Here is a 17,307-nt window from a genome sequence, read left to right as displayed (position 1 = left end):
CTTTCTCAATCATTTCAAATTTAGAACTGATCTGAGTTTAATGCTTGACTAAATGCTTGATCAACTTCACTGAAATCATTGTGAAGTTCAAATTCAGCAGCTTCAGATTCTTGACGACGACGTTCTAAATGATACGCAAGACCCGTACCTGCTGGGATCAAACGACCTACAACAACGTTTTCTTTCAAGCCACGTAAATCATCTTCTTTACCTGTTACAGCCGCTTCAGTTAACACACGTGTTGTTTCCTGGAACGATGCAGCAGAGATGAATGAATCAGTAGAAAGCGACGCTTTGGTGATACCCATCAATTGACGTTCAAACTTCGCTGGGAACTTGTTCTGAGCCAAGACAGCTTGGTTCTCTTGAACAACGCGGATGTAATCCACTTGCTCGCCTTTGATGAAGCTTGTATCACCGCCATCAGTGATATCAACTTTACGCAACATTTGACGTACAACAACTTCAATGTGCTTATCGTTGATTTTTACACCTTGGAGACGGTAAACGTCTTGAACTTCGTTCACGATGTAGTTGGTTAATGCCACTTCACCTTTCAAACGCAAGATGTCATGTGGGTTTTGTGGACCATCAGAAATGGTTTCACCACGGTTCACATGCTCACCTTCGAACACGTTAATGGTACGCCATTTTGGAATCAATTCTTCGTAGATCTCAGAACCATCATCAGGGCTAATCACTAAACGGTTCTTACCTTTAGTCTCTTTACCAAAGCTTACAACACCTGATACTTCTGCAAGAATCGCGTGTTCTTTTGGTTTACGTGCTTCAAATAAATCCGCTACGCGTGGAAGACCACCGGTAATATCACGGGTACGTGAAGTTTCTTGTGGTACACGACCAAGTACATCACCCACACCAATCGTAGCGCCATCACGAACGGTTACAATCGTGTTTTGTGGTAAGAAGTAGAATTGTTCGCCACCATCTGTTGTATCCAACACAATTGCAGGACGTAAATCTTTACCAGAAGCAGGACGAGCTGTTACAGGTAAGATTTCAACAGTGGTCATACCTGTTGCATCATCTGTTTTAGAGGTTGCAGTTACACCATCAGCAATTTGGCTGAAACGTGCTTTACCTGCAACTTCGGTAACAAGTGGATGGGTATGTGGATCCCAAGTTGCTACAATACCACCAGCTTCTACAGCTTCACCATCTTTCAACAAGATGCTTGCACCGTAAGGAAGTTTATAGCGCTCGCGCTCACGACCTAAATCATCCGCAATACCAATTTCACCTGAACGTGAAACTGACACTAAGTGACCTTTGGCATGTTGTACAGTTTTCACGTTGTGGAAACGTACAGTACCTTTATTACGGACTTGAACACTGTTTGCAGCAGAAGTTCGGCTCGCAGCACCACCCACGTGGAACGTACGCATCGTTAACTGTGTACCTGGCTCACCGATTGATTGTGCAGCCATTACGCCAACTGATTCACCTGGGTTCACCAAGTGACCACGTGCAAGGTCACGACCATAACAACGAGCACATACACCGAAGGTAGATTCACAAGCGATAACTGAACGTACTTTAACTTCATCGACACCCGCTTCTTCAAGCTGAGCAGCAATTTTCTCGTCAATTAATGTACCACGAGGAAGTACAACTTCATCATCAGATGCACGACGTACATCTTCAGCAGTTACACGACCTAATACGCGGTCGCGTAATGGCTCGATCACGTCACCACCTTGAATGAATGGTGTCATGACTAAACCACCAGCCGTACCACAGTCAGATTCAGTAATAACTAAATCTTGTGCTACGTCTACAAGACGACGTGTCAAGTAACCAGAGTTCGCAGTTTTCAATGCGGTATCAGCCAAACCTTTACGCGCACCATGTGTCGAGATAAAGTACTGAAGTACCGTCAAACCCTCACGGAAGTTTGCTTTAATTGGTGTCTCAATGATCGAGCCGTCCGGCTTCGCCATCAAACCACGCATACCAGCAAGCTGACGGATCTGCGCCGCACTACCACGGGCACCCGAGTCAGACATCATATAAATCGAGTTGAATGATTTCTGTTTCTCATCTTCACCTTGTTTGTTTTTCACAAGTGTGTAAGACAAGTTATCCATCATCGCTTTCGCGACTTGGTCGTTGGTACGCGCCCAGATATCGACAACTTTGTTATAACGCTCACCAGCCGTTACGAAACCTTGCTCAAACTGCTGTTCAATTTCACGAACTTCTGTTTCAGCTTTATCGATAATCGTATGCTTGGTTGGTGGAATCAACATGTCTTCCATACCAACAGATACACCTGAACGCGTCGCTTGACGGAAGCCCAAATACATCAATTGGTCAGCGAAGATCACTGTATCTTTCAAACCAAGTTTACGGTAGCAAGAGTTGATTAACTTAGAGATGTTTTTCTTGGTCATCTCAAGGTTGATCATGTCAAAGCTTAGACCTTGTGGAACCACTTCCCACAACAAGCAGCGACCCGGCGTTGTATCAACAATAATGGTTTGCTTTTCGCGGTTACCATTTTCATCAATTACAGTTTGGTGTACACGTACTTTTACGCGTGCATGAATCGCAACTTTACCCGTTGCCAACGCACGGTTAACTTCGTGAGTGTCTGCAAACACCATACCCTCACCTTTGGCATTTACCGCATCACGCGTGATGTAGTAAAGACCCAAGACAACGTCTTGAGAAGGAACGATAATTGGTTCACCGTTTGCAGGTGACAAGATGTTGTTCGTCGACATCATCAACGCACGCGCTTCAAGCTGTGCTTCCAATGTCAATGGAACGTGTACCGCCATTTGGTCACCATCGAAGTCGGCGTTAAATGCAGCACATACGAGTGGGTGAAGACGGATTGCCTTACCTTCGATCAGAATAGGTTCAAATGCTTGAAGACCTAGACGGTGAAGTGTTGGCGCACGGTTCAACATCACTGGATGTTGACGAATTACAGAAGCAAGAACGTCCCAAACTTCCGGCGTCTCGCGCTCAACCATTTTCTTCGCAGCTTTAATGGTTGTTGCTTGGCCAGATGCTTGTAATTTCGCGAAAATGAATGGCTTGAATAATTCAAGTGCCATCTTCTTCGGAAGACCACATTGGTGAAGACGTAAAGTAGGACCAACGGTAATTACCGAACGACCCGAATAGTCAACACGCTTACCTAACAAGTTTTGACGGAAACGACCTTGTTTACCTTTGATCATATCTGCCAAAGATTTTAATGGACGTTTGTTCGAACCTGTAATCGCACGACCACGACGACCGTTATCAAGCAATGCATCTACAGACTCTTGTAACATACGTTTTTCGTTACGTACGATGATGTCTGGTGCAGCAAGGTCAAGAAGACGCTTCAAACGGTTGTTACGGTTAATCACACGACGATATAAATCGTTCAAGTCTGAAGTCGCGAAACGACCACCTTCAAGTGGTACAAGCGGACGTAAGTCTGGTGGAAGTACTGGCAGTACATTCATCACCATCCATTCAGGCTTATTGTTCGAGTCTTTGAATGCTTCCATCAATTTCAAACGCTTAGACGCTTTTTTAAGTTTCGTCTCAGAGGTTGTTTGTGGAATTTCTTCACGTAAACGCGCAATCTCAGCTTCAAGATCAATATCTTTCAATAAATCTTGAATCGCCTCTGCACCCATTTTCGCAGTGAATTCATCACCGTGTTCTTCAAGTGCATTGTAGTATTCTTCGTCTGTTAAAAGTTGGTACTTTTCAAACGGAGTCATACCAGGATCAGTAACAACATAAGATTCGAAATACAATACGCGCTCGATATCACGTAATGTCATATCTAGAAGTAAACCGATACGGCTTGGTAATGATTTCAAGAACCAAATATGTGCAACTGGAGATGCAAGGTCAATATGACCCATACGCTCACGACGAACTTTTGCAGTAGTTACTTCAACGCCACATTTTTCACAAATGACGCCTTTATATTTCATACGCTTGTATTTACCACACAAGCATTCATAATCTTTTACTGGACCAAAAATTTTGGCACAGAACAAACCGTCGCGTTCAGGTTTAAACGTACGATAGTTAATGGTTTCAGGCTTTTTAACTTCACCGTGAGACCATGACTTAATCATCTCTGGTGACGCAAGACCAATACGGATACGGTCAAATTCAACAGGCGCATGACCTTCTGAATCCGTTTTCTTACGCATGATATCGAGCAAGTCTTTCAATTTTTTTCTCCGTGTGTCGGGGAGCTACGCTCACCCGACTGGGTCACAAATATTGTTTTTACTGAAATTTGGGAATCTTAAAAAATCCCCCTAAATCCCCCTTTGTAAAGGGGGACTTTCTCCCCTCTTTCTCAAAGAGGGGTTGGGGGAGATTTCTTAGTCACCATTTTTCAGTTCAATGTTGATACCTAAAGAACGGATCTCTTTGGTCAATACGTTGAACGATTCAGGCATACCCGGATCCATATAATGGTTACCATCTACAATATTCTTATAGATGCGTGTACGACCTTCGACGTCATCCGACTTCACTGTAAGCATTTCTTGGAGCGTATATGCAGCACCGTATGCTTCAAGTGCCCATACTTCCATCTCACCGAAACGCTGACCACCGAATTGTGCTTTACCACCAAGCGGCTGTTGAGTCACAAGTGAGTAAGAACCCGTTGAACGCGCATGCATCTTGTCATCAACCAAGTGGTTCAATTTGAGCATGTACATGTAACCTACAGTTACAGGACGATCAAACTGTTCACCTGTACGTCCGTCAAACAATACTGTTTGACCTGTACGTGAAATGTCTGCTAATTCAAGTAAGTCTTTGATTTGGCTTTCTTCTGCACCATCAAATACAGGCGTTGCTAATGGAACACCTGCACGTAAGTTGCCTGAAAGTGCCAAGATTTCCGCGTCAGTCAAGCTATCAAGCTCTTCCTGCTCACCACCGACCTTGTTATAAATCTTGTCTAAGAATTCACGCAGTTCAATTACTGTACGTTGTTCTTTCAACATTTTTTCGATTTTATCGCCAAGACCTCTAGCCGCCATACCTAAGTGAGTCTCAAGAATCTGACCCACGTTCATACGTGACGGTACACCTAGTGGGTTCAATACGATGTCAACTGGTACACCATTCGCATCATGCGGCATGTCTTCAACAGGTAAGATGTTTGATACAACACCCTTGTTACCGTGACGACCCGCCATCTTATCACCAGGCTGGATACGACGTTTAACTGCAAGGTAAACCTTAACAACTTTCAATACGCCCGTTGTTAATTCATCACCCGTAGAAAGTTTACGTTTCTTCTCTGCAAACTTCTCGTCAATTTCGTAGCTCTTCTCTTTCAAGAAGACTTGAATTTGAGTTAGACGCTCTGCAATTGCTTCGTCAGTCGGTTGGATTTCAAGTAAATCAACTAGCTCTAAACCAGACAATACGTCTTCAGAAAGTTTATCGCCACGTTTAGTTGAACCACCACCGTTAGATTCTTGACCTTTCAACAAACGAACAATACGTTCACGTGCTGCTTCTTCAAAGATTTTGTATTCTTCTTTCAAGTCTTTACGGTATGCATCAAGTTGAGCTTTCTCAATAGCTTGAGCACGTTCATCTTTTTCCAAACCATCACGTGTGAAGACTTGAACGTCAATCACCGTACCTTTAGTGCCAGATGGAACACGTAAAGACGAGTCTTTAACGTCAGCTGCTTTTTCACCAAAGATTGCGCGAAGTAGTTTTTCTTCAGGGGTTAGCTGAGTTTCACCTTTAGGCGTTACCTTACCAACAAGGATGTCACCCGCAGTCACTTCAGCACCGATATAAACAATACCAGACTCATCCAACTTAGACAGTGCAGCTTCACCAACGTTAGGAATATCGGCAGTAATTTCTTCTGCACCTAACTTGGTATCACGAGCAACACATGACAATTCTTGAATGTGAATCGACGTTAAACGATCTTCTTGAAGGACACGTTCTGAAAGTAAGATCGAGTCTTCGTAGTTATAACCATTCCATGTCATGAACGCGACGCGCATGTTTTGACCAAGCGCAAGTTCACCCATATCTGTCGATGGACCATCAGCCAAGATATCGCCACGAGCAACTTTGTCGCCCAAGTTTACGATAACGTTTTGGTTGATACATGTATTTTGGTTTGAACGTGTATATTTGATCAGGTTATAGATATCTACACCCGCTTCACCCGCGATCATTTCATCTTCGTTTACACGAATAACGATACGAGAAGCATCTACGTATTCAATCGCACCACCACGGTCAGCGATCACACACACACCAGAGTCACGTGCTACGTTTGCTTCCATACCTGTACCAACAAGCGGCTTGTCAGCACGCAAGGTAGGAACAGCCTGACGTTGCATGTTTGAACCCATCAATGCACGGTTCGCATCATCGTGTTCAAGGAATGGAATCAATGACGCTGCGACAGATACAACCTGTTGAGCAGAAACGTCCATATGGGTTACGCGCTCAGGCGACATACGAACGAAGTCACCTTGATGACGTACAGAAACCATTTCTTCGGTTAACGTACCATCTTTGTCAACTGCAGAATCGGCCTGTGCAATGACAGTCCCTACTTCTTCAATTGCAGATAAGTATTCAACTTCATCAGTCACACGACCATCTACAACTTTACGGTATGGTGTTTCCAAGAAACCGAAGTCATTCGCTTTTGCATAGACAGAAAGCGAGTTGATCAAACCAATGTTTGGACCTTCAGGCGTTTCAATTGGACAAACACGACCATAGTGAGTTTGATGTACGTCACGGACTTCGAAGCCTGCACGTTCACGTGTCAAACCACCAGGACCAAGCGCAGATACACGACGCTTGTGTGTAATCTCAGATAATGGGTTGTTTTGATCCATGAACTGAGACAATTGGCTTGAACCAAAGAATTCTTTGATTGCAGCAGCAACTGGCTTCGCGTTGATTAAATCTTGTGGAGACAAGTTATCTGTTTCTGCTTGGCTTAAACGCTCTTTAACAGCACGTTCAACACGAACTAAACCAACACGGAATTGGTTTTCTGTCATTTCACCAACAGAACGTACACGACGGTTACCCAAGTGATCGATATCATCGACTTCACCTTTACCGTTACGGATTTCCACCAATGTACGCAATACATCAATGATATCATCGTGCGATAAAATTCCTTCAACTTCACGTGACTTCTGATCAGTACCCACTTCGTAAGGACGACCCAAACGACGGTTGAACTTCATACGCCCCACTGGAGACAGGTCATAACGTTCAGAAGAGAAGAATAAGTTATTGAATAAATTTTCAGCTGCTTCTTTCGTTGGTGGCTCACCCGGACGCATTACTTTGTAGATTTCAACAAGCGCTTCTTCACGGCCTGTTGTTGTATCTGCACGTAATGTATCTGCAACGAAAGAACCACGGTCGATATCGTTGGTGAATAGGATGTTGAATTGTTTAACACCACCTTCAGCCAACTTCACCATGATTTCATGGCTCAGCACGGTATTTGCAGGAATCACATCACCACTTTTCAGTGTGATGTCTTCAGCCGTAATACGCTCATATAAATATTCATCAGGTACAGAAAGCTTAGCCAAGTTAGCTGCTTCCATTTGACGTACGTGACGTGCATTAATACGTTTACCTTGCTCAACAATCACTTTACCGTCATTGTCAGCAATATCAAATTGCGCCATTTCACCACGTAGGCGATCTGGAACGAGATCAATTTGATAGCTTCCCATATCAAGATATACAGGCACTTTTTCGTAGAACAAATTCAAAATTTGTTCATTACTATAATTTAAAGCACGTAAAATCACGGTCGCTAATAATTTACGACGACGGTCAATACGTACAAAGACTAAATCTTTCGCATCAAATTCAAAATCTAACCACGAACCACGGTAAGGAATAATACGTGCTGAATACAACACTTTACCGCTTGAGTGGGTCTTGCCCTTGTCATGGTCAAAGAATACGCCTGGTGAACGGTGTAACTGAGATACGATAACACGCTCAGTACCATTAATAACGAAAGTACCGTTATCGGTCATGAGTGGCATTTCACCCATGTAAACTTCTTGTTCACGAACGTCTTTAATTGATTTCGTTTCACGATCTTTAATGATCAAACGAATTTTTACGCGCATTGGTGCTGCATAAGTTGAACCACGTAAAATACATTCACGTACATCAAACTCAGGCTTACCAAGACTATACTCAACAAATTCTAAAGCAGCATTGCCAGAATAACTTTCAATAGGAAAAACTGAACGAAATGCGGCTTGGAGACCGATATCTTCGCGATTTTTTGGAGTTTTACCGCCTTGTAAGAATGTACGATACGAATCGACCTGAATCGACAGTAAGTACGGTGCTTCCATTACATGGGGCAATTTACCAAAATTCTTACGGATCCGTTTCTTTTCGGTATATGAGTATGCCATCTGGAGTCCTCGGAAAGTAAACTAAACCCGCCTGCAGAACGGGCTTAGAAGGAATTACGCAGGCCGATATGGCCACCACTGTTTACAAATGCTGCAATTTTTAGTGGTATTAAAACGCTTAACAATATTTTTATAGGCAAAAAAATATTGGTAAGCGTTTGATTTCTTGTTATTTGTTTGAAAAACACGCAGATCAAACGTGAAACTAACAAAAAACGAGCCGATTATTGTAACGCAAAAAGGCTGATGACCCAAGAGCCATCAGCCATTTTTTGGAGCCGATTATAAAAAAATCGACTCCCTACACATTACTTAATTGTAACTGTAGCACCAGCTTCTTCAAGTTTCTTCTTAAGTTCTTCGCCGTCTTCTTTAGAAACGCCTTCTTTAAGAACTGCAGGAGCACTTTCAACAAGATCTTTCGCTTCTTTAAGACCAAGACCAGTTGCTTCACGAACTGCTTTAATTACAGCTACTTTGTTTGCGCCGAAAGAAGTCAATTCAACATTGAATTCAGTTTGCTCTTCTTCAGCAGCAGCAGCAGGACCTGCAGCTACTGCTACAGCAGCAGCAGATACGTTGAATTTTTCTTCGAAAGCAGAAATAAGTTCAACAAGTTCAAGAACAGTTTTTTCAGCAACTGCGTTTAAGATTTCTTCGTTTGTTAAAGCCATGAGAATAACTCCAAATGGATATTGAATGGTGTGAAAATAGGATTAAGCCGCTTCTGACTCGTTTTTCTCTTGAAGCGCTGTAAGTAAGCGACCCAATTTCGAAATAGGAGCTTGAAGAACAGACGCAAGCATAGTAAGCGCTTTTTCTTGGTTCGGAAGATTTGCAATTACGCTAACTTCAGCACCTTGATAAACTTTGCCATCAAATGCAGCAGCTTTAAGTTCAAATGCTTTGTTAGTTTTCGCAAACTCTTCGAACAAGCGTGCAGCTGCACCCATGTCATCTTCAGAAGTTGAGAAACCGAGAATGGTTGGGCCAACAAGGTTGTCATTTAAGATATCGAATTGAGTACCTTCTAATGCGCGCTTAGCCAAAGTATTACGCACGATACGTGTAGTAACACCCAACTTACGAGCTTCAACACGAAGTTGTGTTAATTGCTCAACGCTTGAACCTTGATAGTTAGCCACAACAACAGAAAACGCTGTAGAAGCAACTTCGCTTACTTCTGCAACAATCTGTTTTTTGCCTTCGATAAGAAGAGCCATTGTAAAACCTCCTAACGGTGATTTATGCACCTATACAGGTACACTCCCAATTCGTAAGCCTTTCGACTTACACGTGGAGGAGGAACAAATCACACCACCACGTCTACTCAGACTGAGATATTAAGAAGATCATCTAAAAAGAATCACTTCGTCTGAGGTCTTTGACGCTGATAAATATTCATTTATCAATTCAAAGTTTGCCTAAGTTTGCAAAATACGACTAAGCGTTTCTTGCGTAAGCTTTAAAGCAGTGCCTCAAAACTTACTCAGGGCTTTAAAATTCTTTCTAATTACTTAGAAACGTTGTTTACGTCAACGATCAAACCAGGACCCATAGTTGAGCTCAAAGTGATCTTTTTAACGTATACACCTTTAGAAGTTGCAGGTTTTAAACGTTTTAAATCTGCAATTAAAGTTTCAACGTTTTGACGTACAGCTTCTTCGCTAAAGCCAAGTTGACCGATTGCAGCATGGATGATACCACCCTTGTCTACACGGTAACGTGCTTGACCAGATTTAGCATTTTTAACTGCATTAGCAACATCTGGAGTCACTGTACCCACTTTAGGGTTTGGCATTAAGCCACGTGGACCAAGAATCGTACCAAGCTTACCAACAACACGCATTGCATCAGGAGCAGCAATTACGACGTCAAAATCAAGGTTTCCACCTTGAATGCTTTCAGCAAGATCATCAAATCCAACGACATCAGCACCAGCAGCTTTCGCAGCTTCAGCAGCAGCACCTTGAGCAAATACTGCAACACGTACAGTTTTACCAGTACCCGCAGGTAAAGTCGTCGCACCACGAACAACCTGATCAGATTTACGTGGATCTACGCCAAGGTTTACAGAGATATCTAAAGATTCTTTGAACTTCGCAGCTGGAAGGCTGTTAAGAACTTGTACTGCTTCTTCCAAAGTGTAAATTTTGTTTGCTTCAATAGCTGCAGCAATGGCTTTTTGACGTTTAGTTAACTTTGCCATGTCTTATAGCTCCACTTCCAAGCCCATAGAACGTGCAGAACCAGCAATGGTACGTACACGAGCGTCTAAATCAGCACCAGTTAAATCCGGTTCTTTAGTAGTCGCAATTTCTTCTAACTGAGCACGAGTCAACTTACCAACCTTAGTTTTGTTTGGTACAGAAGAACCCTTTTGAATACCAGCAGCTTTCTTAAGAAGAATAGATGCAGGTGGAGTTTTCATGATAAAAGTGAACGACTTATCGTTGTACACAGTGATCACGACAGGAATTGGCAAGCCAACTTCAAGTTTTTGTGTAGCAGCATTGAATTCTTTACAGAATGCCATGATGTTTACACCACGTTGACCTAAAGCAGGACCAATTGGTGGAGATGGATTTGCTTTACCAGCTGGAACTTGCAGCTTGATATAGCCGTCAATCTTCTTAGCCATTGAAAATTACCTCTGGGTACAGTCGCCGCTAGGCTCCCCAAAAAATTAAACAACACCGAAGTGTTAGAACAACAATGCCCGATTAGATCGGGCGCTTATCAGCCTACACAGATTAAATCGTTTTTTCGACTTGGCGAAACTCGAGTTCAACCTGAGTTGGTCGATTAAATACATTGATCGTCAACGTTAAACGTGACTTTTCGTATTGTACTTCCTCCACGACTCCTTTAAAGTCAGTGAACGGACCATCAATAACGAGTAATTCTTCACCAGGCTCAAACATCGTTTTAGGACGAGGTGCTTCACCTGTATTACGTACACGCGCAAGAATCGCATCTGCTTCACGTTGAGAAATTGGTGCTGGTTTTTCAGGTGTACCACCAATAAAACCTAAAACCTTTGGACATTCTTTTACGATATGCCAAGTATCATCATTCATTTCCATTTCGACTAAAACATAGCCAGGAAAGAACTTACGTTCAGACTTACGCTTCTTACCATCCTTCATTTCCACTACTTCTTCAGTAGGGACAAGGACTTCACCAAAACTATCAGCAACAGTGCTGCGCTGGATTCGATCATTAAGCGAACGCATCACTTGTTTTTCAAAACCTGAATAGGCATGAATAATATACCAACGTTTCATCGCACTCTTACCCGATAATTAACTTAATAAACCAACCTAACCCGTAATCAAAACACCATAAAACCAATGATGCAACAATCACAACCAAAAGCACTTGCCACGATGTCGTGATCGTCTCTTGTTTTGTTGGCCAAGTCACTCGACGCAGTTCAATTCGCGCATCTTGCAACAAACGCACAAAGCCTTTGCCTTGATGGGTGGCGTATAATAAACCTAAAGCGACTACGACACAAGCCAAAATCACCCCAACGCGCACCCAAACATCATTTGCAGGTGCCCAATAGGCTGGTAAATGTTGATTTACCAATGCTGAACCAACCAATAAAACAATTGCAATCAACCACAAGGCAATATCAAGTGGAGAACTCGCATTTATAACTTCTGCAGCATTATTTCTTTGAGGGATTGGCGCGTCGCTTAGTGCGTCACGCGATTTATCATTCGACATTTTTTTACTCGTCGTAGAATTCGCGAATTATTATATGACAACTCAGCCAGAATTAAGCTTTTTTATTAAAAAAAAGTGACAGACAAGGAGTAAATCACCCCAGCATTCGGTTTTGAGAACCGATGCTCTTGCAATTAAACCACTAGTCTATGAAGCAAATCGAAAGCCGAAGCTTCCGATTTGAACACAACATCGTATTTGGGCTTATGCAGTTACTTTAGCAACAACACCAGCACCTACAGTACGACCACCTTCACGAATCGCAAAACGTAGACCTGGATCCATTGCGATTGGGTGGATTAATTCTACTGACATTTCTACGTTGTCACCAGGCATTACCATTTCTACGCCATCTTGTAATTTGATCGCGCCAGTTACGTCAGTTGTACGGAAGTAGAACTGTGGACGGTAACCGTTAAGGAATGGAGTATGACGACCACCTTCTTCTTTAGAAAGTACATATACTTCTGCATCGAATTTAGTGTGCGGCTTGATTGTACCTGGTTTAGCAAGTACTTGACCACGTTGTACGTCTTCACGCTTAGTACCACGAAGAAGAACACCACAGTTCTCGCCCGCACGACCTTCGTCAAGAAGTTTACGGAACATTTCTACGCCAGTTACAGTCGTTACAACTGTGTCACGGATACCAACGATTTCAACTGTTTCGCCAACTTTAACGATACCAGATTCAACACGACCTGTTACAACAGTACCACGACCAGAAATAGAGAATACGTCTTCGATTGGCATTAAGAATGCTTTGTCGATTGCACGTTCTGGTTCTGGGATGTAAGAGTCAAGCGCTTCAACAAGTGCAAGAACTGATGCTTCACCGTAAGGACCATCATTACCGTTTAATGCTTGAAGAGCTGAACCACGGATAATTGGAGTGTCATCACCTGGGAAGTCATAAGTAGAAAGAAGTTCACGAACTTCCATTTCTACTAATTCAAGTAATTCTTCGTCATCAACAAGGTCACACTTGTTAAGGAATACAAGAATAAATGGTACACCAACCTGACGTGAAAGAAGGATGTGTTCACGAGTTTGTGGCATTGGACCATCAGTCGCAGCACATACAAGGATCGCGCCATCCATCTGAGCAGCACCAGTAATCATGTTTTTAACATAATCGGCGTGACCAGGACAGTCTACGTGAGCGTAGTGACGGATTGGAGAATCGTATTCTACGTGTGAAGTATTAATTGTAATACCACGTGCTTTTTCTTCAGGAGCTGAGTCGATTTGTGAGTAATCTTTCGCTTCACCGCCGTAAGTTTTTGCACAAATAGTTGCAATCGCAGCAGTTAAAGTTGTTTTACCATGGTCAACGTGACCAATTGTACCCACGTTTACGTGTGGTTTATTACGTTCAAACTTAGCCTTAGCCATTTGATTTTCCTCATTTACGTCGACACCAGTTTAGAGAAAAACAACCCTGAAAAACTTTCTTTATCGACATTCGCCTAAAAAACTAAACACCCAATACTTGAAAAGCAGACTATAATAGCCTGCTTCTTTAAAAATTTTGTAGAAATTCTACCAAGTTTTATATCTGGAGCTCTTATCGAGACTTGAACTCGAGACCTCTCCCTTACCAAGGGAGTGCTCTACCACTGAGCTATAAGAGCGACATCTTCGATTATGGAGCGGGAGACGAGGGTCGAACTCGCGACATGCAGCTTGGAAGGCTGCCACTCTACCAACTGAGTTACTCCCGCATATTGGTATTTACCACTTCAATCGAAGTTAGATGGTGGTGAGAGAAGGATTCGAACCTTCGAAACTTTCGTAGCAGAGTTACAGTCTGCCCCCTTTGGCCGCTCGGGAATCTCACCATATCACACTTACACAGTGCCATTCTTCACTTCACATACCACACTTAAGATGGTGCCGACACACGGATTCGAACTGTGGACCTACTGATTACAAGTCAGTTGCTCTACCAACTGAGCTATGCCGGCGCTTCTTAGTGTTTCGTACGTTTCGTATCGGAACGGTGTGCAGTTTAGCAAAACTCTGAATTGATGCAAGTGCTTTTTTCAAAAAAACTGTTAAAAACTCATAAAATCAATCCGTTTGACGATAATTCAACCGCTTTGATCACTGCGCGAGCTTTTATTTGGGTTTCATTCCATTCAGATTCAGGATTTGAGTCCGCAACTAGCCCCGCCCCAGCCTGAACATAAACCTTTTTATCGCGAATCACGCAAGTACGAATGGCTATCGACATATCCATTTCGCCATGCCAGCCTAAATATCCAACCGCACCACCAAAAACTCCGCGTTTTACGGGTTCAACCTCATCAATAATTTCCATCGCACGAATTTTTGGCGCACCTGACAGCGTTCCTGCTGGAAATGTCGCCTTAAAAACATCTAAGGCATCCACATCATCACGCACTTCACCCTGCACATTCGACACAATATGCATAACATGTGAATAACGCTCGATCACCATACGATCTGTAACTTGTACTTTGCCAATTTTAGAAACTCGCCCAACATCGTTACGCCCAAGATCAATCAGCATTAAATGTTCAGCAATTTCCTTTTCATCTGACAACAGGTCTTGCTCTAAAGCTAAATCTTCTTCTTTGGTTTTTCCACGTGGTCGTGTACCCGCCAAAGGACGCACAGTTGCAATGCCATTTTCCAAACGCGATAAAATCTCTGGGGAAGAACCGACGATATGAAAGGGTTTCTGATCCGTCAGTGTTTGCCCTTGCACCAAGAATAGGTAAGGTGATGGATTTAAATGGCGTAAGGCACGATAGACTTGCAAAGCCTCACCATCAAAATCAGACACCATACGCTGACCTGGCACAACCTGCATCACGTCACCCGCACGAATGTACTCTTTCACTTTCTCGACGGTCTCAAGAAACTTTTCTTTTCCTGTAATCGACTCAAAATGTGGTGCAGTATGTGGCTTTGCTTGCAAACTGACAGATACCGCTAGCAACTGTTCAAGCTGATCAAGCTTACGCTGTGCTATGTTATAAGCATCAGGCTGACTCGTATCTGCATGATGGATCAAAAAGAGCGTGTCTTTTAAATTATCAAATACAATGACGGTTTGTGACAGCATCAACCAAAGATCAGGTAGGCTCACAGGATCAGCCATTGGAACGTTTTTGAGTTTTGGTTCAATATAACGAACTGCGTCATAACCCAAATACCCCACCAAGCCACCTGTAAAATTTGGTAAATCAGGCAGTTCCGCTTGAGTTGGCACTTTAAATTGACTTTGAAACTCTCGAATATATTGAAATGGATCAGCACAATCTTTTTGAGTCACCGTGCCATCTGCATCTTGAATAGTTAATAAACCTGCATTGCAGGAAAAAACCGTAGACTCACCCAACCCAATCATGGAGTAGCGTGCCCAATTCTCTCCACCCTCAACGGATTCAAAGAGATAAGCTTGTTTTTGTTCTTTAAAACGTGCAAAAACAGATAACGGCGTTTCAGTATCCGCTAAACGTTGGCGGTACACAGGAATCGTGTTATAGCCTGCTGATTTCAACTGTTCAAATTGTACTAAGGTCGTCATGAATCTTCTCTATGGTTTTTAATTTCTGTGCGTTTTTTCTTAGTGCTGTCTCAAGCTCGCCATCGAAAAACCATAACCATCTTCATGCTTGTCTCCTTACCAAATCATCTTCTATCAATTCTTCTAGACTATCCACCACTTGTTGCGGCTGACAGTCATAGATACTTTCTCCATGATTATAGCCATAGCTGACCACAATACAATCAATACCTGCACGTCTTGCAGCTTCCACATCATTACTTGAATCACCAATCATCAAGGTTTGTAATACTGTGGTATTTTGCTGTTGCACACAATGTAACAAAGGTAATGGATGCGGCTTGCGTTCCGCTAAGCTATCACCACCAATCACCATATTAAAATATGGACTCAGTTGCAAAATATCAAGAATGCCTTGTGCTAAATGCTCAGGCTTATTGGTGACACAAGCCATTGTAATATCATGCGTTTGGCAATAGTCCAAAAAGGATAAAACCCCCTCATAAACTTGGGTATTTACACAAAGTTCCTGAGCGTAGACCTCAACAAATGTATTGAGGAGTTGCTCTTGTTGCTGAGCATTCACCTGCCCAAACAAATGCTCCAACACCGTTTCACATAATTTTGCTGCGCCCTTACCCACCCAAGCCCTAATTTGAACTTCAGTCACCAATGGCAGCGCTAGTTTTTCCAAACTTAGATTCATAGCTCGATATAAATCAGCCGCTGAGTCCACAAGTGTTCCATCTAGATCAAATAAAATCAGGTTACGATTTTGCAAATGTGCAACAGACATATCTTTACTCAAAAAATAAAAAAGGCACGCCCAAGCAAAACCTAAACACCGCTTTCATTGCAGTGAGAAGTAAAGCTCAAGGCATGCCTCGATTGTAAAAGTTTAAAGCAATTATTTAAAGAATAACCAAGCAATCACAGCTAAAATGATCAGTACAACAATTGAAATCAATCCAACTGAAGCATTTTTCTGTTGTTCAATTTCTTGCTGTACACGTGAAACAGGCTCTTCACTTACGGCTGGCTGTTGTTCGGCTTGAACATCCACACCTTCAGGAATTGGCGCTGGTTTAGGAATACCAACTTGCTGTGGCATCCCATCCCGATTAATCGAAGTTTCCGCTGCTCGTTCGGCAAGACTAGGCATACCTGCATCATGTGCAATTGAGCTTACAGGCTCAACCTCAATTTCTGGTAATTCTTTTTCAACTGGAGCAGCAAGTACTGAAAACATAAAACTTGCAAATTGCAAGATATCACCATCATGCAATGCTGTTTCTTGCTCAACTCGCGTATCATTGACGAAGGTACCATTTGACGAGTTTAAATCCTGCACCCATAGCTGCTGCTCTTTCAACAACAGAGCTGCATGACGACGTGAAATATCCGCAGATTGCAATAAGATATCTGCATCTTGATGTCGCCCTACCAACATATCACGCTCAATACTAATCTCTTGCCCTGTAAATTCACCTGTAATGGCTTGCAATTTCCAAGTCATAGATGCCTATCCTTATCATAATTTCTTTCAATCATAGCATTGTGACATAAGCGCTTCTG

The 17,307-nt window shown here is 42.7% G+C and carries 12 protein-coding genes and 4 tRNA genes; all 16 read right to left on the bottom strand.

Annotated features, from left to right (window positions below; genetic code table 11):
- Positions 1–20: 20 nt before the first annotated feature.
- The 16 genes from rpoC to MMP60_RS08280 all read right to left on the bottom strand — a co-directional run bounded on the left by rpoC (position 21) and on the right by MMP60_RS08280 (position 17,248).
- On the bottom strand, positions 21–4,214 hold the full coding sequence (gene rpoC / locus MMP60_RS08355) for a DNA-directed RNA polymerase subunit beta' (RefSeq protein WP_241335830.1): 4,194 nt from the start codon (positions 4,212–4,214) through the stop codon (positions 21–23).
- 156 nt (positions 4,215–4,370) lie between these two features.
- A complete protein-coding gene (rpoB, locus tag MMP60_RS08350; RefSeq protein ID WP_241335829.1) occupies positions 4,371–8,459 on the bottom strand; it encodes a DNA-directed RNA polymerase subunit beta in 4,089 nt (1,362 codons plus the stop codon).
- A gap of 308 nt (positions 8,460–8,767) precedes the next feature.
- The gene (rplL, locus tag MMP60_RS08345; protein WP_241335828.1) at positions 8,768–9,133 is read right to left on the bottom strand and encodes a 50S ribosomal protein L7/L12; all 366 of its coding nucleotides are present in this window, start codon (positions 9,131–9,133) and stop codon (positions 8,768–8,770) included.
- Positions 9,134–9,175: 42 nt separating this feature from the next.
- Complete coding sequence (rplJ, locus tag MMP60_RS08340) at positions 9,176–9,682, bottom strand: 50S ribosomal protein L10 (RefSeq protein ID WP_241335827.1); 507 nt, start codon at positions 9,680–9,682, stop codon at positions 9,176–9,178.
- Between the two features lie 290 nt (positions 9,683–9,972).
- The gene (rplA, locus tag MMP60_RS08335) at positions 9,973–10,668 is read right to left on the bottom strand and encodes a 50S ribosomal protein L1 (RefSeq protein WP_241335826.1); all 696 of its coding nucleotides are present in this window, start codon (positions 10,666–10,668) and stop codon (positions 9,973–9,975) included.
- Between the two features lie 3 nt (positions 10,669–10,671).
- Entirely contained in the window at positions 10,672–11,100 is a 429-nt protein-coding gene (rplK, locus tag MMP60_RS08330) for a 50S ribosomal protein L11 (RefSeq protein WP_004637639.1), read from the bottom strand.
- A gap of 112 nt (positions 11,101–11,212) precedes the next feature.
- Positions 11,213–11,746 carry a transcription termination/antitermination protein NusG gene (nusG, locus tag MMP60_RS08325; RefSeq protein ID WP_241335825.1) on the bottom strand — a complete coding sequence of 178 codons (534 nt, stop codon included), beginning with the start codon at positions 11,744–11,746 and terminating at the stop codon, positions 11,213–11,215.
- 7 nt (positions 11,747–11,753) lie between these two features.
- Positions 11,754–12,194: a preprotein translocase subunit SecE gene (secE, locus tag MMP60_RS08320; RefSeq protein WP_241335824.1), complete on the bottom strand. Its 441-nt coding sequence runs from the start codon at positions 12,192–12,194 to the stop codon at positions 11,754–11,756.
- A gap of 204 nt (positions 12,195–12,398) precedes the next feature.
- Positions 12,399–13,589, bottom strand: coding sequence for an elongation factor Tu (gene tuf, locus MMP60_RS08315; RefSeq protein ID WP_241335133.1), 1,191 nt, complete (start codon positions 13,587–13,589; stop codon positions 12,399–12,401).
- Between the two features lie 164 nt (positions 13,590–13,753).
- A tRNA-Thr gene (locus MMP60_RS08310) sits at positions 13,754–13,828 on the bottom strand.
- Between the two features lie 14 nt (positions 13,829–13,842).
- Positions 13,843–13,918 (bottom strand) — tRNA-Gly (locus MMP60_RS08305).
- 33 nt (positions 13,919–13,951) lie between these two features.
- Positions 13,952–14,035: transfer RNA gene (locus MMP60_RS08300), tRNA-Tyr, on the bottom strand.
- A gap of 50 nt (positions 14,036–14,085) precedes the next feature.
- A tRNA-Thr gene (locus MMP60_RS08295) sits at positions 14,086–14,161 on the bottom strand.
- Positions 14,162–14,259: 98 nt separating this feature from the next.
- Entirely contained in the window at positions 14,260–15,753 is a 1,494-nt protein-coding gene (gene trpE / locus MMP60_RS08290) for an anthranilate synthase component I (RefSeq protein ID WP_241335823.1), read from the bottom strand.
- Positions 15,754–15,835: 82 nt separating this feature from the next.
- On the bottom strand, positions 15,836–16,528 hold the full coding sequence (locus MMP60_RS08285) for a phosphoglycolate phosphatase (protein WP_241335822.1): 693 nt from the start codon (positions 16,526–16,528) through the stop codon (positions 15,836–15,838).
- A gap of 111 nt (positions 16,529–16,639) precedes the next feature.
- A complete protein-coding gene (locus MMP60_RS08280; protein WP_241335821.1) occupies positions 16,640–17,248 on the bottom strand; it encodes an FHA domain-containing protein in 609 nt (202 codons plus the stop codon).
- Positions 17,249–17,307 lie beyond the last annotated feature (59 nt).

Source organism: Acinetobacter sp. ANC 4805 (genome assembly GCF_022549495.1).
GTDB lineage: Bacteria > Pseudomonadota > Gammaproteobacteria > Pseudomonadales > Moraxellaceae > Acinetobacter.
The sequence above is the reverse complement of the archived record's forward strand: the minus strand, read 5'-3'. Positions and strand labels throughout refer to the sequence as shown.

Excerpts from the sequence above, each read along its gene's own strand:
- rpoB (WP_241335829.1), bottom strand. The coding sequence starts at position 8,459 with ATGGCATACTCATATACCGAAAAGAAACGGATCCGTAAGAATTTTGGT.
- rplL (WP_241335828.1), bottom strand. The coding sequence starts at position 9,133 with ATGGCTTTAACAAACGAAGAAATCTTAAACGCAGTTGCTGAAAAAACT.
- rplJ (WP_241335827.1), bottom strand. The coding sequence starts at position 9,682 with ATGGCTCTTCTTATCGAAGGCAAAAAACAGATTGTTGCAGAAGTAAGC.
- rplA (WP_241335826.1), bottom strand. The coding sequence starts at position 10,668 with ATGGCAAAGTTAACTAAACGTCAAAAAGCCATTGCTGCAGCTATTGAA.
- rplK (WP_004637639.1), bottom strand. The coding sequence starts at position 11,100 with ATGGCTAAGAAGATTGACGGCTATATCAAGCTGCAAGTTCCAGCTGGT.
- nusG (WP_241335825.1), bottom strand. The coding sequence starts at position 11,746 with ATGAAACGTTGGTATATTATTCATGCCTATTCAGGTTTTGAAAAACAA.
- secE (WP_241335824.1), bottom strand. The coding sequence starts at position 12,194 with ATGTCGAATGATAAATCGCGTGACGCACTAAGCGACGCGCCAATCCCT.
- tuf (WP_241335133.1), bottom strand. The coding sequence starts at position 13,589 with ATGGCTAAGGCTAAGTTTGAACGTAATAAACCACACGTAAACGTGGGT.
- trpE (WP_241335823.1), bottom strand. The coding sequence starts at position 15,753 with ATGACGACCTTAGTACAATTTGAACAGTTGAAATCAGCAGGCTATAAC.
- MMP60_RS08285 (WP_241335822.1), bottom strand. The coding sequence starts at position 16,528 with ATGTCTGTTGCACATTTGCAAAATCGTAACCTGATTTTATTTGATCTA.
- MMP60_RS08280 (WP_241335821.1), bottom strand. The coding sequence starts at position 17,248 with ATGACTTGGAAATTGCAAGCCATTACAGGTGAATTTACAGGGCAAGAG.